This is a genomic window from Paenibacillus sp. FSL H7-0756 (assembly GCF_038006765.1).
GTDB lineage: Bacteria > Bacillota > Bacilli > Paenibacillales > Paenibacillaceae > Paenibacillus_AQ.
The window spans coordinates 1,634,124-1,647,435 of sequence record NZ_JBBOVT010000002.1 but is presented as its reverse complement, the minus strand read 5'-3'; the positions used below and the strand labels follow the sequence as shown (position 1 = coordinate 1,647,435).

The following is a 13,312-nucleotide window of genomic DNA, read 5'->3' as shown; positions in this document are numbered from 1 at the left end:
AAATAAGCTACTTCGGCAGCTTCAGCTCTGCGGCATGGAGCGCCGTGCTGATCTGTTGCTCCCAGCCGTACAACTGCCCGGCCATGGTACGGATCTCCTTCATCCTGATGTAAGACAGTTTCATCGCAGCCGCAGCCTGGGTGGCGTCTCCCGCCTGGACAGCGGCTTTGTAGCGCTTGTCGGCTTCGGTTCTCTCTGATTGTGCGGCTGAGAAAAGCTTGTTCTGGGCGGCAATCTGCTTCTTGAGCAGGGGGATCGGGGCAAGGGCATCCTTAGCCGGCTTGTTCTTCGCAGCAGTTAACGCTTTGGCTTCTGCCAAGGCTGAGGCGGCCTTCTTCACTTCAGCCCGTGCTGCGGCAGCGGCAGCCTTCAGCTTATTGCGCTTCAGCTCAAGCACGGTGGCACTCTTCAGATTATTTGCCTTACGGGCAGTGGTAATCTGTTTACTGAGAGCAGTGTACTGGTCCAGGAGCGGAGCATGCTTCTTCTGCACGGCTTCCGAGGCAGACTTAAGCTTGGCGAGCTGAGCGGCGTTAGTAGCTTGAAGCTGCTTGTTCACGGCGGCAAGGGCAGTGTTATTCTGCTTGCGCAATTCCTGATTCCGCTGGAGGTCGGACTTCAGCGATGCCTGTAGACCCGTGTAGTCTGTGTACAGGTTATGAATCTCGTCCAGCGCAGCATCCCACCCGGAATCGGCAGAGACACCGGACAAGGGATAGGCCCACAATGACAGTATGATCACCAGCACAGCCATTCTTCGTACAATTCTCCCCGACAAAGGTGTAACAACTCCCTCACTTCTCCAATTCGTGAAGCTCGTGAATCTAAACATTGACTTCAGCTCCTCTGATTGTTCATTTTGGCAATAGACACAAAGAAGCACCTCCAAGAAAGGCATGAACTGCCTGTCCTGCGAGGTGCTTCTCCCGCTTACCATGTGTTACCTGTGCATTTACTATAACCCCGGTGAACCTGCATAGTCAAGCATTTTTGGGAACATTAGTTCGCGGAATGGGAATTTTATCTTCTTTTTTGTATATGACTCTGCCGGAAAATCTAGTAGAATATATCTGTAGTTTACAATAATATATAAAGTTCGACATCTTGGTACTCACAGGAATGGGAGATGCATTATGCAGCTTAGACATGTGAAAATAAAAGGAACAGGCAAATATTTGCCGGAGCGTGTAGTTAGTGATGCAGAGCTTGATAAGATCCTTGGCACAACACCGGGCTGGGTGAACAAAATCACCGGCGTCGGCACCCGTCATTACGTGGGAACCGATGAAACCGCCTCCTTCATGGGCGCAAGAGCCGCTGAAGCAGCCCTCGCCGACGCAGGCCTCAGCTTCAGTGAGGTCGATTGTCTGGTATGTACGAGCGGAACCAAGGAGCAGCCGCTGCCGAGTACCGCTGTGTTCATTCAGCAGGCCATGGGGCAGGCGGATTCCGGTGTCCCGGCTTTTGATATGGATGCGACTTGTCTCAGCTTTCTGGTAGGGCTTGATGTGATGTCCTACATGGTGGAAGCGGGCAGATATAAGAATGTGCTGCTGGTGGCTACTGAGATTGCATCCGTAGGGCTGAACTGGCAGGATAAGGAGAGCTCAGCCTTGTTCGGTGATGGAGCGGCGGCAGTGGTGATCGGGCCTGCGGAGGCCGGAGATTCCTCGCAGATTCTCCATGCCTCCCTCAAAACCTACAGCAGCGGGGCGCGTTATTCGGAGATTGCCGGAGGCGGGACCAGACTGCATCCCCAGAATTATACAGCCGAGGATGCGCTGCCTTATCTGTTCCATATGGATGGACAGGCTATATTCCGCAAAGCGTCCAAGCTGCTTCCGGATTTCATTGCTGACATGCTGGGCGCCACAGGCAATAAGATGGACGACTTCGCACTGGTCATTCCCCATCAGGGCAGTGCAATGGCTATGCGTCTCCTGCGTAAAAAGCTGGGTATTGCCGAGGAGCGCTTCCTCGACAATACCGCAGGCCATGGCAATACGATTGCAGCGTCCATTCCGATGGGCCTGCATGAAGCTATCCGTCAGGGCCGGATCTCACGCGGAGACCGGATCATGCTGATCGGCACAGCGGCAGGGCTGTCTCTGGGAGGCATGATTATTGATTACTGAGGCCCGGCGTATTCTGATTACCGGCGGGCGCGCTCCGGTGGCCCTGGAGCTGGCAAGGCTGTTCAAGGCCGCAGGACACCGGGTATATGTAGCGGAGAGTGCCGAGTATCACCTGTGCCGGGTATCCTCTGCCGTCGAGGCCAGCTTCCGGGTGCCTGCCCCAAGGCATCAGCCGCAGGCCTATGTCCAGCGGCTGGCTGCGTTAACGGAAGAGCTAGGCATTCACTGCCTGATTCCGACCTGTGAGGAGATTTTCTATGTCTCTGCCGGTCTTGAGCATCTGACGGGGTGCCGTGTACTTACATCAGACCGGAGCATTCTGGCCGGGCTGCACCATAAAGGGGAGTTCATGGTCCTGCTCCGTTCGCTTGGATTCAAGGTCCCGGACACGGTGCTGATCAGCAGTACGGAAGAATGGCGGAGAGCTGTGAAGCAGGCAGCGCAGAGGGGGGAGCATCGGGTCTATAAGCCTGCATATTCCCGCTTTGCGTCGAAGGTCATTCTCCCGGATAAAAGCTCCGCTTCAACTAATCCGCATAGCCGCGTTCCGGGAGAAATAGTGCCTCCAGCCGGACTATCGGCCGAGGCTCCCTGGGTGTCCCAGGAGTACATTCAGGGCAGAGCGGTTTGTACGTACAGCATACTGCACGAAGGCACAGTAGTGGCGCATGCTGCGTATGACAGCAGGTACAGGACGGGGCGCAGCGGGGCCAGCGTGTATTTTGAACCGCTGGAGCATCCTGCGGCTCTGGAATGGGTCCAGCGGTTCGCCGCAGCAACCGGCTTCAGCGGCCAGATCGGATTCGATTTCATCGAACCGGAGAACGGGACGCTGTATCCGATTGAATGCAATCCGCGCGCAACAAGCGGTATTCATCTGTTCACGCCGGAGGAAGGGCTGACGGAGGCGCTGCTGAATCCCGGTCTGCTCGTGCAGAGCGGAACAGTGATTGTTCCGCGTTCAGCCCGTACAGCGATGCTGACACTGCCCATGCTGGGCTGCGGATTTAAGCCGGGACCCGGGGGTCTCCGCAGCTGGAGGCGGGCGCTGCTTGGAGCAGCAGATGTGGTCTACCGCAAGGATGACCGCCGCCCTGCCCGCGAGCAGTTTCGCATAGTATACGCCGCCTGGAAGACAGCCAGGCGGCACCGCATCTCAATCACAGAGGCGTTAACAGAAGATATAGAATGGAATGGTGAGGCATGACCAAAGCGCTGGTAACAGGTGCAACCGGATTTCTTGGACGGCATACCGCCCGGAGGCTGGCCCGGATGGGCTGGGAGGTCTACGCGCAGGGACGCAACCCGGAGCAGGGGAAGCAGCTGGAGCAGGAAGGTGCCGTGTTCCTGGCCGGGGATCTGCGTGACCCGGAGACTGCCTATAGCTTTTGCCGGGAAATGGATGTGGTGTTCCATTGTGCAGCCTTGTCGTCACCCTGGGGCAAATATAAGGAGTTCTATACGTGCAATGTGGAGGCGACAAGCCATATAGTTGAGGGGTGCAAACGGCATCACGTAGGAAGGCTGGTTCATATCTCCACGCCCAGTGTGTATTCCAGACAGCGGTCCCGCTTCGGCATCCGGGAGAGTGATCCGCTTCCCGGCCGTCCGGCCAATGCTTATGCCGCAACGAAGCTGATTGCCGAGCAGGTTGTCCGTCAGGCAGCTCGAGAAGGGCTTGCCGCCTTCATGCTCCGGCCCAGAGCCATATTCGGCCCGATGGACAACGCTTTGTTCCCCCGCCTGCTGGCAGCGAATGAGAGTAAGGGGGTGCCGCTGATGAATGGCGGACAGGCGAGGCTTGATCTCACATGCGTAGATAATGTAGTCGATGCCATGCTGCTCTGCTGTGAAGCCCCGGTCTCTGCAACCGGCAGCGTCTATAATATTACCAATGGTGAGCCGCTAAGGTTCGAAGAGCTGGTTACCCGGCTATTCTCACTGCTCGGGCTGCCGCTGCACACCCGGCGTTTGCCCTACCCGGTAGCTTATACCGCAGCGGCCCTGATGGAGGGGATCTACAAGGTACTGCCTATCCCGGGTGAGCCGCTGCTGACCCGTTATTCTGCAGCCGCACTCGGCATCTCCCAGACACTGGATATTACACTGGCCCGTGAGCAGCTGGGTTATCAACCGCGTATAACAACAGACGAGGGACTTCGCGCCTTTGCAGAATGGTGGAGGGAACAGCAATGATTACAGAAATTCCAGTTGGATTATCTATATTGTCTGCGGGCTATTGCCTGCATCCCGAGCGGCTGACGCTGCGCGGAGGCACACTGAAGCCGGTTGCCTTCCCGGCAGGTTATGCCCTGATCCGGCATCCGGAATACGGCCCCATCCTGTTCGATACAGGCTACAGCGCGCGTTTCTTCCAAGAGACAGCAAGTCTGCCAGCCTCTCTATACCGTAAGATCACTCCGGTTGTCTACAAGGAGGAAGAGAGTGCAATGCGGCGGTTGCAGGCAGGCGGGATCTCGCCGGAGGAGGTGCGGTATGTGGTGCTGTCGCATTTTCATGCCGACCATATCGGCGGGGTACGGGATTTTCCGCAGGCGCAGTATATTTATTTGCAGAAATCTTACGATGCCGTAAGCGGGCTGGGTCCTGTGCGGGCTACGAAGGCGGGATTCCTGCCCGGGCTGCTGCCGGAGGATTTCAGACTCCGCTCCATTCCTGTGGATGAAGCTTCGGCGAAGCGTGCATTGCCGCAAGGCCTTCCGTTCACGGAAGCCTATGATCTGCTCGGAGACGGCAGCCTGCTGGCGGTTGAGCTGTCAGGCCACGCCGCCGGGATGATCGGCGTATTCGTCTCCACCGGTGAGCATGATTATCTGCTCTGCGCAGATACGGTCTGGTCGAGCCGGGCGTTCCGGGAGAACCGCAAGCCGCACCCGGCAGCAGGCCTGATCATGTCCAGCCGGACAGAATACCACCGCAATTTCGAGCGGCTGCGTCAGCTGCATGAACAATTTCCCCTGCTTCGGATTGTGCCCAGCCATTGCCGTGAGGCGCTTGCGCACTGGGGAACGGGAAGTGTGACATGAAGCGGATCAGGCTGGTGATTACCCATTACATTCTCACCAAGTGGGGCAGACGCTGGAAGAACAGGGCAGCACTTGAGCAATGGCAGGAGAAGCGTATCCGGCTCCATGCAGATAAGGTGAGGCAGCACTCGAAGTTCTACAGGGAGCTGTGGGCAGGCATTCCGTCCAAGGATTGGCGGAGTTTCCCCGTGATCGGGAAGCCGGAGATGATGGAGAATTTCGATCAGCTCAACACAGTTGGCATTACGAAGGAGCAGGCCTTTGCCGAGGCCTATGAAGCGGAGAACAGCAGGAACTTCAAGCCTACGCTGCAAGGCGTCACCGTCGGGTTATCCTCGGGAACCTCCGGCAACCGGGGGATTTTTCTCGTGGGAGAAGAGGAGCAGGCGGCCTGGACCGGTACTGTACTGGCGAAGCTTTTGCCGGGTGGACTGTGGAAGCGGGCGAGAATTGCTTTTTTTCTGCGGGCAAACAGTAATTTGTATGAATCTGTGAAGCAGGGACGGCTGCAGTTCCGTTATTTCGACCTGCTGGAGCCGCTTCCCCGGCTCTTGACCCGTATGAAGGAGTACCAGCCGGATATCTGGATTGCACCGCCGTCCATGCTACGTCTGCTGGCTGAGGCACAGCAATCGGGCGATATGAATCTGCACCCCCGCCGGATCATTGCGGTTGCGGAAGTGCTGGACCCGCTTGACCGGCAGCAGATTGAGCAGACTTTCGGGCAGAAGGTGCATCAGGCCTATCAGTGTACCGAGGGCTTCCTGGGTGCGACCTGCAGTCATGGAACGCTGCACCTCAATGAAGATATTGTACATATCGGCAAAGAAATGCTGGATGAACAATCACGCCGGTTCGTACCCATTGTGTCCGATTTCTCCAGAAGTGTGCAGCCCATCGTCCGCTACCGGCTGAATGATATTCTGACTGAAGCGGCAGAGCCGTGTCCCTGTGGTTCGCTGTTCACGGCCATTGAGCGGATAGAAGGACGCTGCGATGATATTCTGTATCTGCCCCATGCGGCAGAGAGCACGCACGTTACGGTATTCCCTGATTTCGTTACCCGGGCGGTGCTGGCGGCTTCCGCAGACATTGAACATTACAGGGTCATCCAGCACAGCCTGACTGAGCTGGAAATCTCCTATCGTACACGGACCGGTACCGATGAAGGCACGGAGCAGCAGATTACAACAGAGCTGACGCGCTTGTTCACGAGGCTATCCTGTCGCCCTCCGCAGTTGACTTTTACCGCTTACAGCTTCGTGCCCGGAACTGTGAAGCTGCGCCGGGTGGAGAGGGGCTGGAAGCTGTGAAGAACCGGGTAACACAGTATGACCGCGATTCTGCTCAGGGGCTGGACTGGCCGGATACGGAGTATGGGCGGTATGCCCGGGAGTATCTTACACCGCTGCTGGAGCGGGGAGCGCAACCTTTTATCGATAATGTGAGTACAACTGTTAAGGTGCTGACCATCGATGGGCTGCCGGTTCCGATTACCGTCAATGAAGCAGACTATGACAACTCGTATGTATGCTCACCCTATACTCACTATGTCAGCTATGCGCGTGAGGAGCTGGCCCTGCTCAATAACCGGATGCTAGAGGGCCTATTGTCACTAATGCTCACAGGAGTGGGCTGGATGCTGCGGCAAGCACGGTTTAACCGGGTGGTTCAGGTGAATAACTGGCTGCTGTCCACCAATCTGTATCCTGCCTTAAGTGCGGAACAGCTGACGGCGATACTTGATTACCTCCGCCAGACTTATCCGGGTCATACCTTAATCTATCGTTCGCTTAGCCGGGAGACCTCGGGAGAAATCATCGGCAGACTGCAGGGGTATGGCTGCAAGCTCGTTCCAAGCCGGCAGATCTACCTGCTGCACCCGGATACCGCTGACTCCAAGGCCAGGTGGCTAGTCAAACGTGACATGAAGCTGCTGGCGAAGCATGGCTATACTGAGGTTGGTCCAGAGGAGATCACGCGGGAAGACATTCCCCGCATTGTGGAGCTGTACAGACTGCTGTATATCGATAAATATTCGGCTTATAATCCGCAGTTCACCGAAGCCTATATTGCCATTGCGCTGGAACGGCGAACCTTGCAGATCTACGGTCTGCGTAAGGAAGGAAGGCTGGATGCGGTGCTGGGCTTCTATGAGCGGGAGGGTGCGATGACGGCGCCATTGTTCGGTTATGACACAAGTCTGCCTCAGTCCCTAGGACTCTACCGTATGCTGTCCGCTGTGCTGATCGGGCTTGCAGGCAGCAGGGGGCTACTACTGCACGAGAGCTCCGGCGTCGGCCAGTTCAAGCGCAACCGGGGAGCGACAGGAGCCACTGAATATTCGGCGGTGTATGACCGGGGGACCACTCTGCTGAACCGCTGCGGCTGGTCGATCTTGGAGCTGCTGCTCCGGCGGATCGGCATTCCGCTTATTCAGAAGCTGAAGCTGTAGGCCGGAACAATGAATGTGAGCCAGGAGGCAGAAGATGAACTTAGCTAACCGTATTACCTTGTTCAGGATATTGCTGATTCCCCTGTTCATTGCGCTTTTCCCCATTTACCCGGAAGGATGGGTCAACCAATTCCCGATCCTGGCCTATTTAGAGGTGCATGGTGTTTTTTATGCATCCATAGTTTTTATTGTGGCTTCTATAACAGATAAGCTGGACGGGTACGTGGCGAGAAAATATAACCAGACTACCAATTTAGGAAAGCTGCTTGATCCGTTGGCAGATAAGCTGCTTGTTGCCGCCGCGCTGATTCTAATGGTGAGTCTGCATATGATCCCGTCTTGGATTGCTTTTTTAATATTGGCGAGGGAAGTTGTAATGATGGGTGTCCGTATCGCCGCTTCAGCGCAGAAGGTAGCTCTGGCAGCCGATAAATACGGCAAATGGAAAATGGTCCTGCAAGTTGCTGCTATCGCGGCAATTCTTTTGAATAACGCGCCCTTCAGCCTGTTCACTTCCTTTCCTGTTGACCAAACCCTGATGTACGCTGCATTGGTACTAACTGTATACTCGGGTTACAACTACGTTAAGAACAATTATCAGCTGCTGCAATTGGAGACTCATACATCACATCATTAAAAAAGGAGGTGCCCCATGAACACTAATTTAGGCCAGCCCCATGGGCATGAGCCGGTTGCGCTAATTACCGGGACCTCCAGCGGATTCGGGCTGCTGACCGCAATTACGCTGGCCCGCAGAGGGTACCGGGTCATTGCCACCATGCGGGATCTTGGCCGCAGCAAGGAGCTGGTTCAGCAGGCTGAGCATGCGGGTGTGCGGGAGCGCATTCATCTGCTGGCGCTGGATGTGACGGACGAAGTCTCGATTGCGTCTGCCGTTCAGGCTAGTCTTGAGCTTGCCGGCAGAATTGATGTGCTGGTGAACAATGCCGGCTTCGCTGTAGGCGGATTCGTGGAGGAGGTCAGCATGGAGGAGTGGAGGCGGCAGCTGGAGACCAACTTTTTCGGCCTGATTGCTGTAACGAAGGCGGTGCTTCCTCTAATGCGGGTCCAGCGCAGCGGCCTGATCATTAACGTGAGCAGTGTCAGCGGCCTGAGCGGATTTCCGGGCTATGGTCCGTATGCCGCCTCCAAGTTTGCGGTGGAGGGGTTCAGCGAGAGTCTGCGGCAGGAGATGCTCTCTTTTGGCGTCCGCGTTGTACTGGTTGAACCGGGCTCCTTCCGTACCCCCATCTGGGACAAAGGGATTACAGGTATGCACAGAAATGAAGGCTCCCCGTATCATACCAAGCTTGAGGAAGTGCTGCGGTACTCCCGGCGTGCGTCCGAGACGGCTCCTGATCCGCAGGAGGTAGCTGACCTGATTGGACGGATCACTGCCTTGCGTGCACCGAAGCTGCGATATCCCGTAGGCCGGGGCTCGCGGGTGCTGATGATCGCCAAGGCTCTGCTTCCCTGGAAGGTGCTGGAGGGGATTATCTCCAAATCACTGCGGGCAATGAAATGATAGCATGACAGAACAAAATGGGGGTGGATGCTTTTGCCGGGAACGGTTGGATTACATATATGCTTTGATGAGCAAGGCCGGGAGATTGAGGTGCTGGATGTGACCCGGGTCGACAAGGATACGTACCGGATTGAGGAGACGCCGATTTTTAACCCTGGGATTGCGCTTGGTGACATTATCCGGGTGAGTGAGCGTGAGGGGATTGCATATTACATTGAGACGGTGAAGAAGTCCGGGCTTGTCCGGTATGCCTGGCTGCTGAGCAAAGAAACGGCGGCTTCCGGCGAGATCCGCAGCTTCACGGAGCGGGTTACAGAGCATGGGGGCAGATGGGAGCAAATCTTCGGCGGACTGCTGGTGATTTATCTGCCTAAGCACTCTGCTGTGGACGCGGAGCTGGAAATGTCGCGGATTATTGAGCATTTTGAAGGCTAATTATACGAATCTGAGGTGAAGGAAGTTGAAGAAATTCTTGAAGCAATGGGTGCCGAGTATAGCCATAGGTATTATTCTATCTCTATTCATCCGCACCTACGTAGCAGAAGCAATGCGTGTGCCTACCGATTCGATGATTCCGACTATAGCAATTAACGACCGGCTTGTGGTGGACAAAATGCTCTGGAATACCTCGCTGAAGCATGGCGATCTCGTGGTGTTCCATCCGCCGGTCGCTGAAGATGCGCATAAGAAATATGTGAAACGGCTGATCGGACTGCCGGGTGATGTGATTGAGATCAAGGATAGCACCCTGTACCGTAACCATGAGGCGGTCGATGAGCCATACCTGCAGGAAAATATGACCTATACCTTCGGGCCGGTCACCGTTCCCGCAGACCATTATTTTTTCCTGGGCGACAACCGTAACGTCAGCTATGACGCTCACTTATGGGAGACTCCATTCGTAGACAAGGATGCGCTGATCGGCAAAGTACTGTTCGATGTGAATAAGTTATTCTAAACCGGATAGTCGACCACCACAACGTTCTCCAGGATTCCGTCCAGCATGGACACGAACTTCTGATGGGCCGGATGAGGCCCGTACTCCCGCAGGGCTTCCTGATTCTCAAAGGTCACGCGAAGCCCCAGCGTATAACCATGGACATTCTGCTGCTCTTCGGTTACATTAATGCCTGCTGTAAGGTCAATGATGCCGGGGATTTGCTTTTTCAGCGCCAGCAGTGCCTGTAACAGGTCTTGCTCCTGGCCTGGTTCGAATTGCTCATTGAAGCGGAAGACGACGAGATGCTCATACATATTGGATGGATCCCCCTTGGACAAAGTGTTGGACTGCATTAGCGATTATACTACAAATTGGACAGATGGAGGTTAATTACGTTGACTGGAGATTTCCTTGCCATAACCGACAGGATCAAAGCGCCTAACCCTGTTAGAGTCTTGATAGGTGTGCTAATTCCCCTAATTATTCTGACATTGACCCCTAATCTCGACCCGGATAGACATTTCTATTTATATTACATCAGACTGGTATGGATTGGACTCAGCATCGCGGCCTGCCTCTTCATTCTTATCAACGCCCTGCGCAAGGAAGGACAGCTTCAGTGGGGGACAGATTCGCTTATTATTCGCAAAAAGCGCATCTCCGCGCAAGGGATTAAAGCCATTTACATAGATGGTCCAATAGTAGGAATATTGCCTGCAGGCAAATGGATTGTCCCGGTTAATCTCTGCTTCAGGTTCACAGAAGACACGGTAGCGGTGAGGAAGAGACTAATGTACTGGGCAGAAGAGAACGAAATTAGGATAAAATACAAGAGATTTGTCAGATGGCTCTGAACAGAATATGGAAAGGCGTCTAAAGACAGGGATTCTATAGAACTAGATTGCTTGGAGTTTGTGACTTTCACCGGATTGTTACTTTACCGTCTGTTGACTATGATCAAGTGGAGCATAACGGAATATTCCTATCATACAAAAGGGGTGCTGGTACTTGAAAGTACATGTCACGGATCTGAAGCACGGTGATTGTCTCATGGCAGACACTTTCAATGGTGTAGGGCTGCACGTTCTCCCCAAGGGGACGCGTGTGGAGCGGGAAGAGATTAGTATCCTGATCCGGCACAAAATTGATTATGTCGATATCGAGCCGCGCAGCGGGCTGAATACGGATGAAGAACCTGCGCCCAGCCACGGGCTGCACGATGATTTTGATCTCGCTATTTTGAATTATGAAGCGATTTTTCTGGAAGCCTTGACGAAAGGCAGCTTCTCGCAATCGGCAGTCGATGATACGCTGAAGCCGCTTCTGGAGACGCTGGAAGGGCAAAAGGATGTTGTCTCCCTGCTGCTTCTGCTGGACCGGGATGACATCGATACATATCACCACTCATTACAGGTGGGCTTATTATCCTATTACATTGCTGCGTGGATGGGTTACTCCAAGGAGGAGCGCTACCAGATCAGCCGTGCCGGCTATCTGCATGATATCGGCAAAAGCCAGGTGCCCCTGTCAATCCTGAACAAGCAGGGTCTGCTTACGGATTCTGAGAAGGAGGAGCTGGCACGCCACACCTTCTATGGTTATGATCTGATCCGCGGCTCCAAAATGGACGAGGTTACCGCGCTGGTAGCTCTCCAGCATCATGAGTATGAGGATGGCTCAGGCTATCCAAATCAGCTGCTCAAAAAAGAGATTCATCCGTACGCCCAGATTGTTTCGGTAGCCAACATCTATATGTCGCTGACCACATCTACTGCGAACCGTCCCAAGCAGGGGCTGGTTACGGTGCTGCGCAAGGTGCATGAGATGGGCTTCGGCAAGCTGAACGAGACGGTGGTGCAGGCATTGACAGGACATTTACTGCCGAGCTTCGTGGGCAAGAATGTACAGCTCAGCAACGGCGAAGTGGGCATGATCGTCATGAACAACCCGCTGGACCTCTTTAAGCCGCTGGTAAAAGTGGGCGAGGGCTTCCGGGACTTGTCGCGTGAGCGCAGCCTGTCCATCGACGAAGTGGTGAACTGAATAACCGGATGAAGAGGCACTGTCCGCAGCGTCCTCTTCTAATGAACGGCCGGACTGTCCTTTTGGACGGTTTGGCTTTTTTTCGTGTGCAGAGAGAAGAAGGGAGGTTGCGTGCAGGAGTCCCTGTGACCAGTGGAAGGTTTGTATTCAAGTCATAGATTGGCTATGATTAATGAGAGAAGGAAGAGTTGCATAGAGATTCTAGTCATTTCTGTGCAGCAGCATAAAGGAGAAATGAAGATGCATACCGACAACCAGTTAGAGAAATTGAAGCAGCTCAAATACGAGCTGACCCGCTTTATGATGATCTATAAGTTCGCTCTTGCCGAGATGGAGACCAAGATTGATATCCTCAAAGAGGAATTCCAGCTGCTTCACGACTATAGTCCGATTGAGCATACCAAGTCCCGGATCAAATCCCCGGAGAGCATTATGAAGAAAATGCTGCGCAAGAACAGTGAGCTGTCCCTCGACCAGATCAGAGCCAGTATTAAGGACATCGCCGGCCTGCGGATCACCTGTTCGTTCATTTCGGATATTTATCAGGTCAGTGCTATGCTGCAGAAGCAGGACGATCTTAAGGTGCTTGAGGTGAAGGATTATATTAAAAATCCGAAGCCGAACGGTTATCAGAGTCTGCATCTGCTGATCGAGGTTCCTGTATTCATGTCTGACTGTCAGGAGCATGTCTGTGTTGAGGTACAGATCCGCACGATTGCTATGGATTTCTGGGCCAGTCTGGAGCATAAAATTTTCTATAAATACAGCCAGGCGGTTCCCGAGCATCTGACCCGTGAACTTAAGAATGCGGCTGACAAGGCGTACGAACTCGATCTGCAGATGGAGCGGCTGCACCGTGAAATTAAGGAAATCAAAGATTCGCAGGAGGACGAAGATCCATTCTCCGAGTTGCGGGATATGATTCTGAACAATCAGCAGTTCAGTCTGCCGGATAATTTTGTTAAGCTGTTGAAGGAATAGAGGATGGCTTGACAGAAAGACATATACATATGGGAGCTATCAAGGGAGCGATTACGGGTTGAGCGACAAGCATCTTCGTAATTGCAGTGAACCAGGCGGTTTGTTCAAGCAGGGGAGATAAGCTTGCCCTGTTCTCTGGGGATACCTCCCGGTACCATGTAATGGATTCAATTGCTGATCAGATAA

General features: G+C 54.1%; 15 protein-coding genes. 13 read left to right on the top strand and 2 right to left on the bottom strand.

Annotation, left to right across the window (positions count from 1 at the left end):
* Nucleotides 1-7: 7 nt before the first annotated feature.
* Nucleotides 8-832, bottom strand: a complete 825-nt coding sequence (locus tag NST04_RS23890) for a hypothetical protein (RefSeq protein ID WP_341186440.1) — start codon at nt 830-832, stop codon at nt 8-10.
* A gap of 301 nt (nt 833-1,133) precedes the next feature.
* Here NST04_RS23890 and NST04_RS23885 point away from each other — a divergent pair, with 301 nt between their 5' ends.
* From NST04_RS23885 to lepB, 10 genes are read left to right on the top strand one after another with little or no spacing between them, the layout of a single operon-like run.
* Nucleotides 1,134-2,135, top strand: coding sequence for a beta-ketoacyl-ACP synthase III (locus NST04_RS23885; protein ID WP_341186439.1), 1,002 nt, complete (start codon nt 1,134-1,136; stop codon nt 2,133-2,135).
* Nucleotides 2,125-3,342, top strand: coding sequence for an ATP-grasp domain-containing protein (locus NST04_RS23880; protein ID WP_341186438.1), 1,218 nt, complete (start codon nt 2,125-2,127; stop codon nt 3,340-3,342). The genes NST04_RS23885 and NST04_RS23880 overlap by 11 nt, the downstream gene beginning before the upstream one ends.
* Entirely contained in the window at nt 3,339-4,331 is a 993-nt protein-coding gene (locus tag NST04_RS23875) for an NAD-dependent epimerase/dehydratase family protein (RefSeq protein ID WP_341186437.1), read from the top strand. The genes NST04_RS23880 and NST04_RS23875 overlap by 4 nt, the downstream gene beginning before the upstream one ends.
* On the top strand, nt 4,328-5,182 hold the full coding sequence (locus tag NST04_RS23870; RefSeq protein ID WP_341186436.1) for an MBL fold metallo-hydrolase: 855 nt from the start codon (nt 4,328-4,330) through the stop codon (nt 5,180-5,182). The genes NST04_RS23875 and NST04_RS23870 overlap by 4 nt, the downstream gene beginning before the upstream one ends.
* Nucleotides 5,179-6,495: a F390 synthetase-related protein gene (locus NST04_RS23865; RefSeq protein WP_341186435.1), complete on the top strand. Its 1,317-nt coding sequence runs from the start codon at nt 5,179-5,181 to the stop codon at nt 6,493-6,495. Before NST04_RS23870 ends, NST04_RS23865 begins: the two co-directional genes overlap by 4 nt.
* A complete protein-coding gene (locus NST04_RS23860) occupies nt 6,492-7,637 on the top strand; it encodes a GNAT family N-acetyltransferase (RefSeq protein WP_341186434.1) in 1,146 nt (381 codons plus the stop codon). The genes NST04_RS23865 and NST04_RS23860 overlap by 4 nt, the downstream gene beginning before the upstream one ends.
* A 34-nt stretch (nt 7,638-7,671) precedes the next feature.
* Complete coding sequence (gene pgsA / locus NST04_RS23855) at nt 7,672-8,274, top strand: CDP-diacylglycerol--glycerol-3-phosphate 3-phosphatidyltransferase (RefSeq protein WP_341186433.1); 603 nt, start codon at nt 7,672-7,674, stop codon at nt 8,272-8,274.
* Between the two features lie 15 nt (nt 8,275-8,289).
* Nucleotides 8,290-9,162: an SDR family oxidoreductase gene (locus NST04_RS23850; RefSeq protein WP_341186432.1), complete on the top strand. Its 873-nt coding sequence runs from the start codon at nt 8,290-8,292 to the stop codon at nt 9,160-9,162.
* Nucleotides 9,163-9,195: 33 nt separating this feature from the next.
* Nucleotides 9,196-9,597, top strand: a complete 402-nt coding sequence (locus NST04_RS23845) for a DUF4265 domain-containing protein (RefSeq protein WP_341186431.1) — start codon at nt 9,196-9,198, stop codon at nt 9,595-9,597.
* Between the two features lie 25 nt (nt 9,598-9,622).
* Nucleotides 9,623-10,120 (top strand): signal peptidase I, encoded by a 498-nt coding sequence (gene lepB, locus NST04_RS23840; RefSeq protein WP_341186430.1) that lies wholly within the window; start codon nt 9,623-9,625, stop codon nt 10,118-10,120.
* On the opposite strand, the gene NST04_RS23835 is transcribed toward lepB, so the two are convergent.
* Nucleotides 10,117-10,416: a Dabb family protein gene (locus NST04_RS23835; RefSeq protein ID WP_341186429.1), complete on the bottom strand. Its 300-nt coding sequence runs from the start codon at nt 10,414-10,416 to the stop codon at nt 10,117-10,119. The genes lepB and NST04_RS23835 overlap by 4 nt on opposite strands.
* Nucleotides 10,417-10,497: 81 nt before the next feature.
* On the opposite strand from NST04_RS23835, the gene NST04_RS23830 reads away from it, so the two are divergent.
* From NST04_RS23830 to NST04_RS23820, 3 genes are all read left to right on the top strand, one after another.
* The gene (locus NST04_RS23830; RefSeq protein ID WP_341186428.1) at nt 10,498-10,956 is read left to right on the top strand and encodes a hypothetical protein; all 459 of its coding nucleotides are present in this window, start codon (nt 10,498-10,500) and stop codon (nt 10,954-10,956) included.
* Nucleotides 10,957-11,110: 154 nt separating this feature from the next.
* Complete coding sequence (locus NST04_RS23825) at nt 11,111-12,145, top strand: HD-GYP domain-containing protein (protein ID WP_341186427.1); 1,035 nt, start codon at nt 11,111-11,113, stop codon at nt 12,143-12,145.
* A gap of 240 nt (nt 12,146-12,385) precedes the next feature.
* Entirely contained in the window at nt 12,386-13,126 is a 741-nt protein-coding gene (locus NST04_RS23820; RefSeq protein ID WP_340754267.1) for a GTP pyrophosphokinase, read from the top strand.
* Nucleotides 13,127-13,312: the final 186 nt, after the last annotated feature.

What these genes read in the sequence shown, in the direction of transcription:
- NST04_RS23885 (WP_341186439.1), top strand. Translation starts at nt 1,134, where the DNA reads ATGCAGCTTAGACATGTGAAAATAAAAGGAACAGGCAAATATTTGCCG.
- NST04_RS23875 (WP_341186437.1), top strand. Translation starts at nt 3,339, where the DNA reads ATGACCAAAGCGCTGGTAACAGGTGCAACCGGATTTCTTGGACGGCAT.
- NST04_RS23865 (WP_341186435.1), top strand. Translation starts at nt 5,179, where the DNA reads ATGAAGCGGATCAGGCTGGTGATTACCCATTACATTCTCACCAAGTGG.
- NST04_RS23890 (WP_341186440.1), bottom strand. Translation starts at nt 832, where the DNA reads ATGTTTAGATTCACGAGCTTCACGAATTGGAGAAGTGAGGGAGTTGTT.
- NST04_RS23820 (WP_340754267.1), top strand. Translation starts at nt 12,386, where the DNA reads ATGCATACCGACAACCAGTTAGAGAAATTGAAGCAGCTCAAATACGAG.
- NST04_RS23850 (WP_341186432.1), top strand. Translation starts at nt 8,290, where the DNA reads ATGAACACTAATTTAGGCCAGCCCCATGGGCATGAGCCGGTTGCGCTA.
- NST04_RS23835 (WP_341186429.1), bottom strand. Translation starts at nt 10,416, where the DNA reads ATGTATGAGCATCTCGTCGTCTTCCGCTTCAATGAGCAATTCGAACCA.
- NST04_RS23870 (WP_341186436.1), top strand. Translation starts at nt 4,328, where the DNA reads ATGATTACAGAAATTCCAGTTGGATTATCTATATTGTCTGCGGGCTAT.
- pgsA (WP_341186433.1), top strand. Translation starts at nt 7,672, where the DNA reads ATGAACTTAGCTAACCGTATTACCTTGTTCAGGATATTGCTGATTCCC.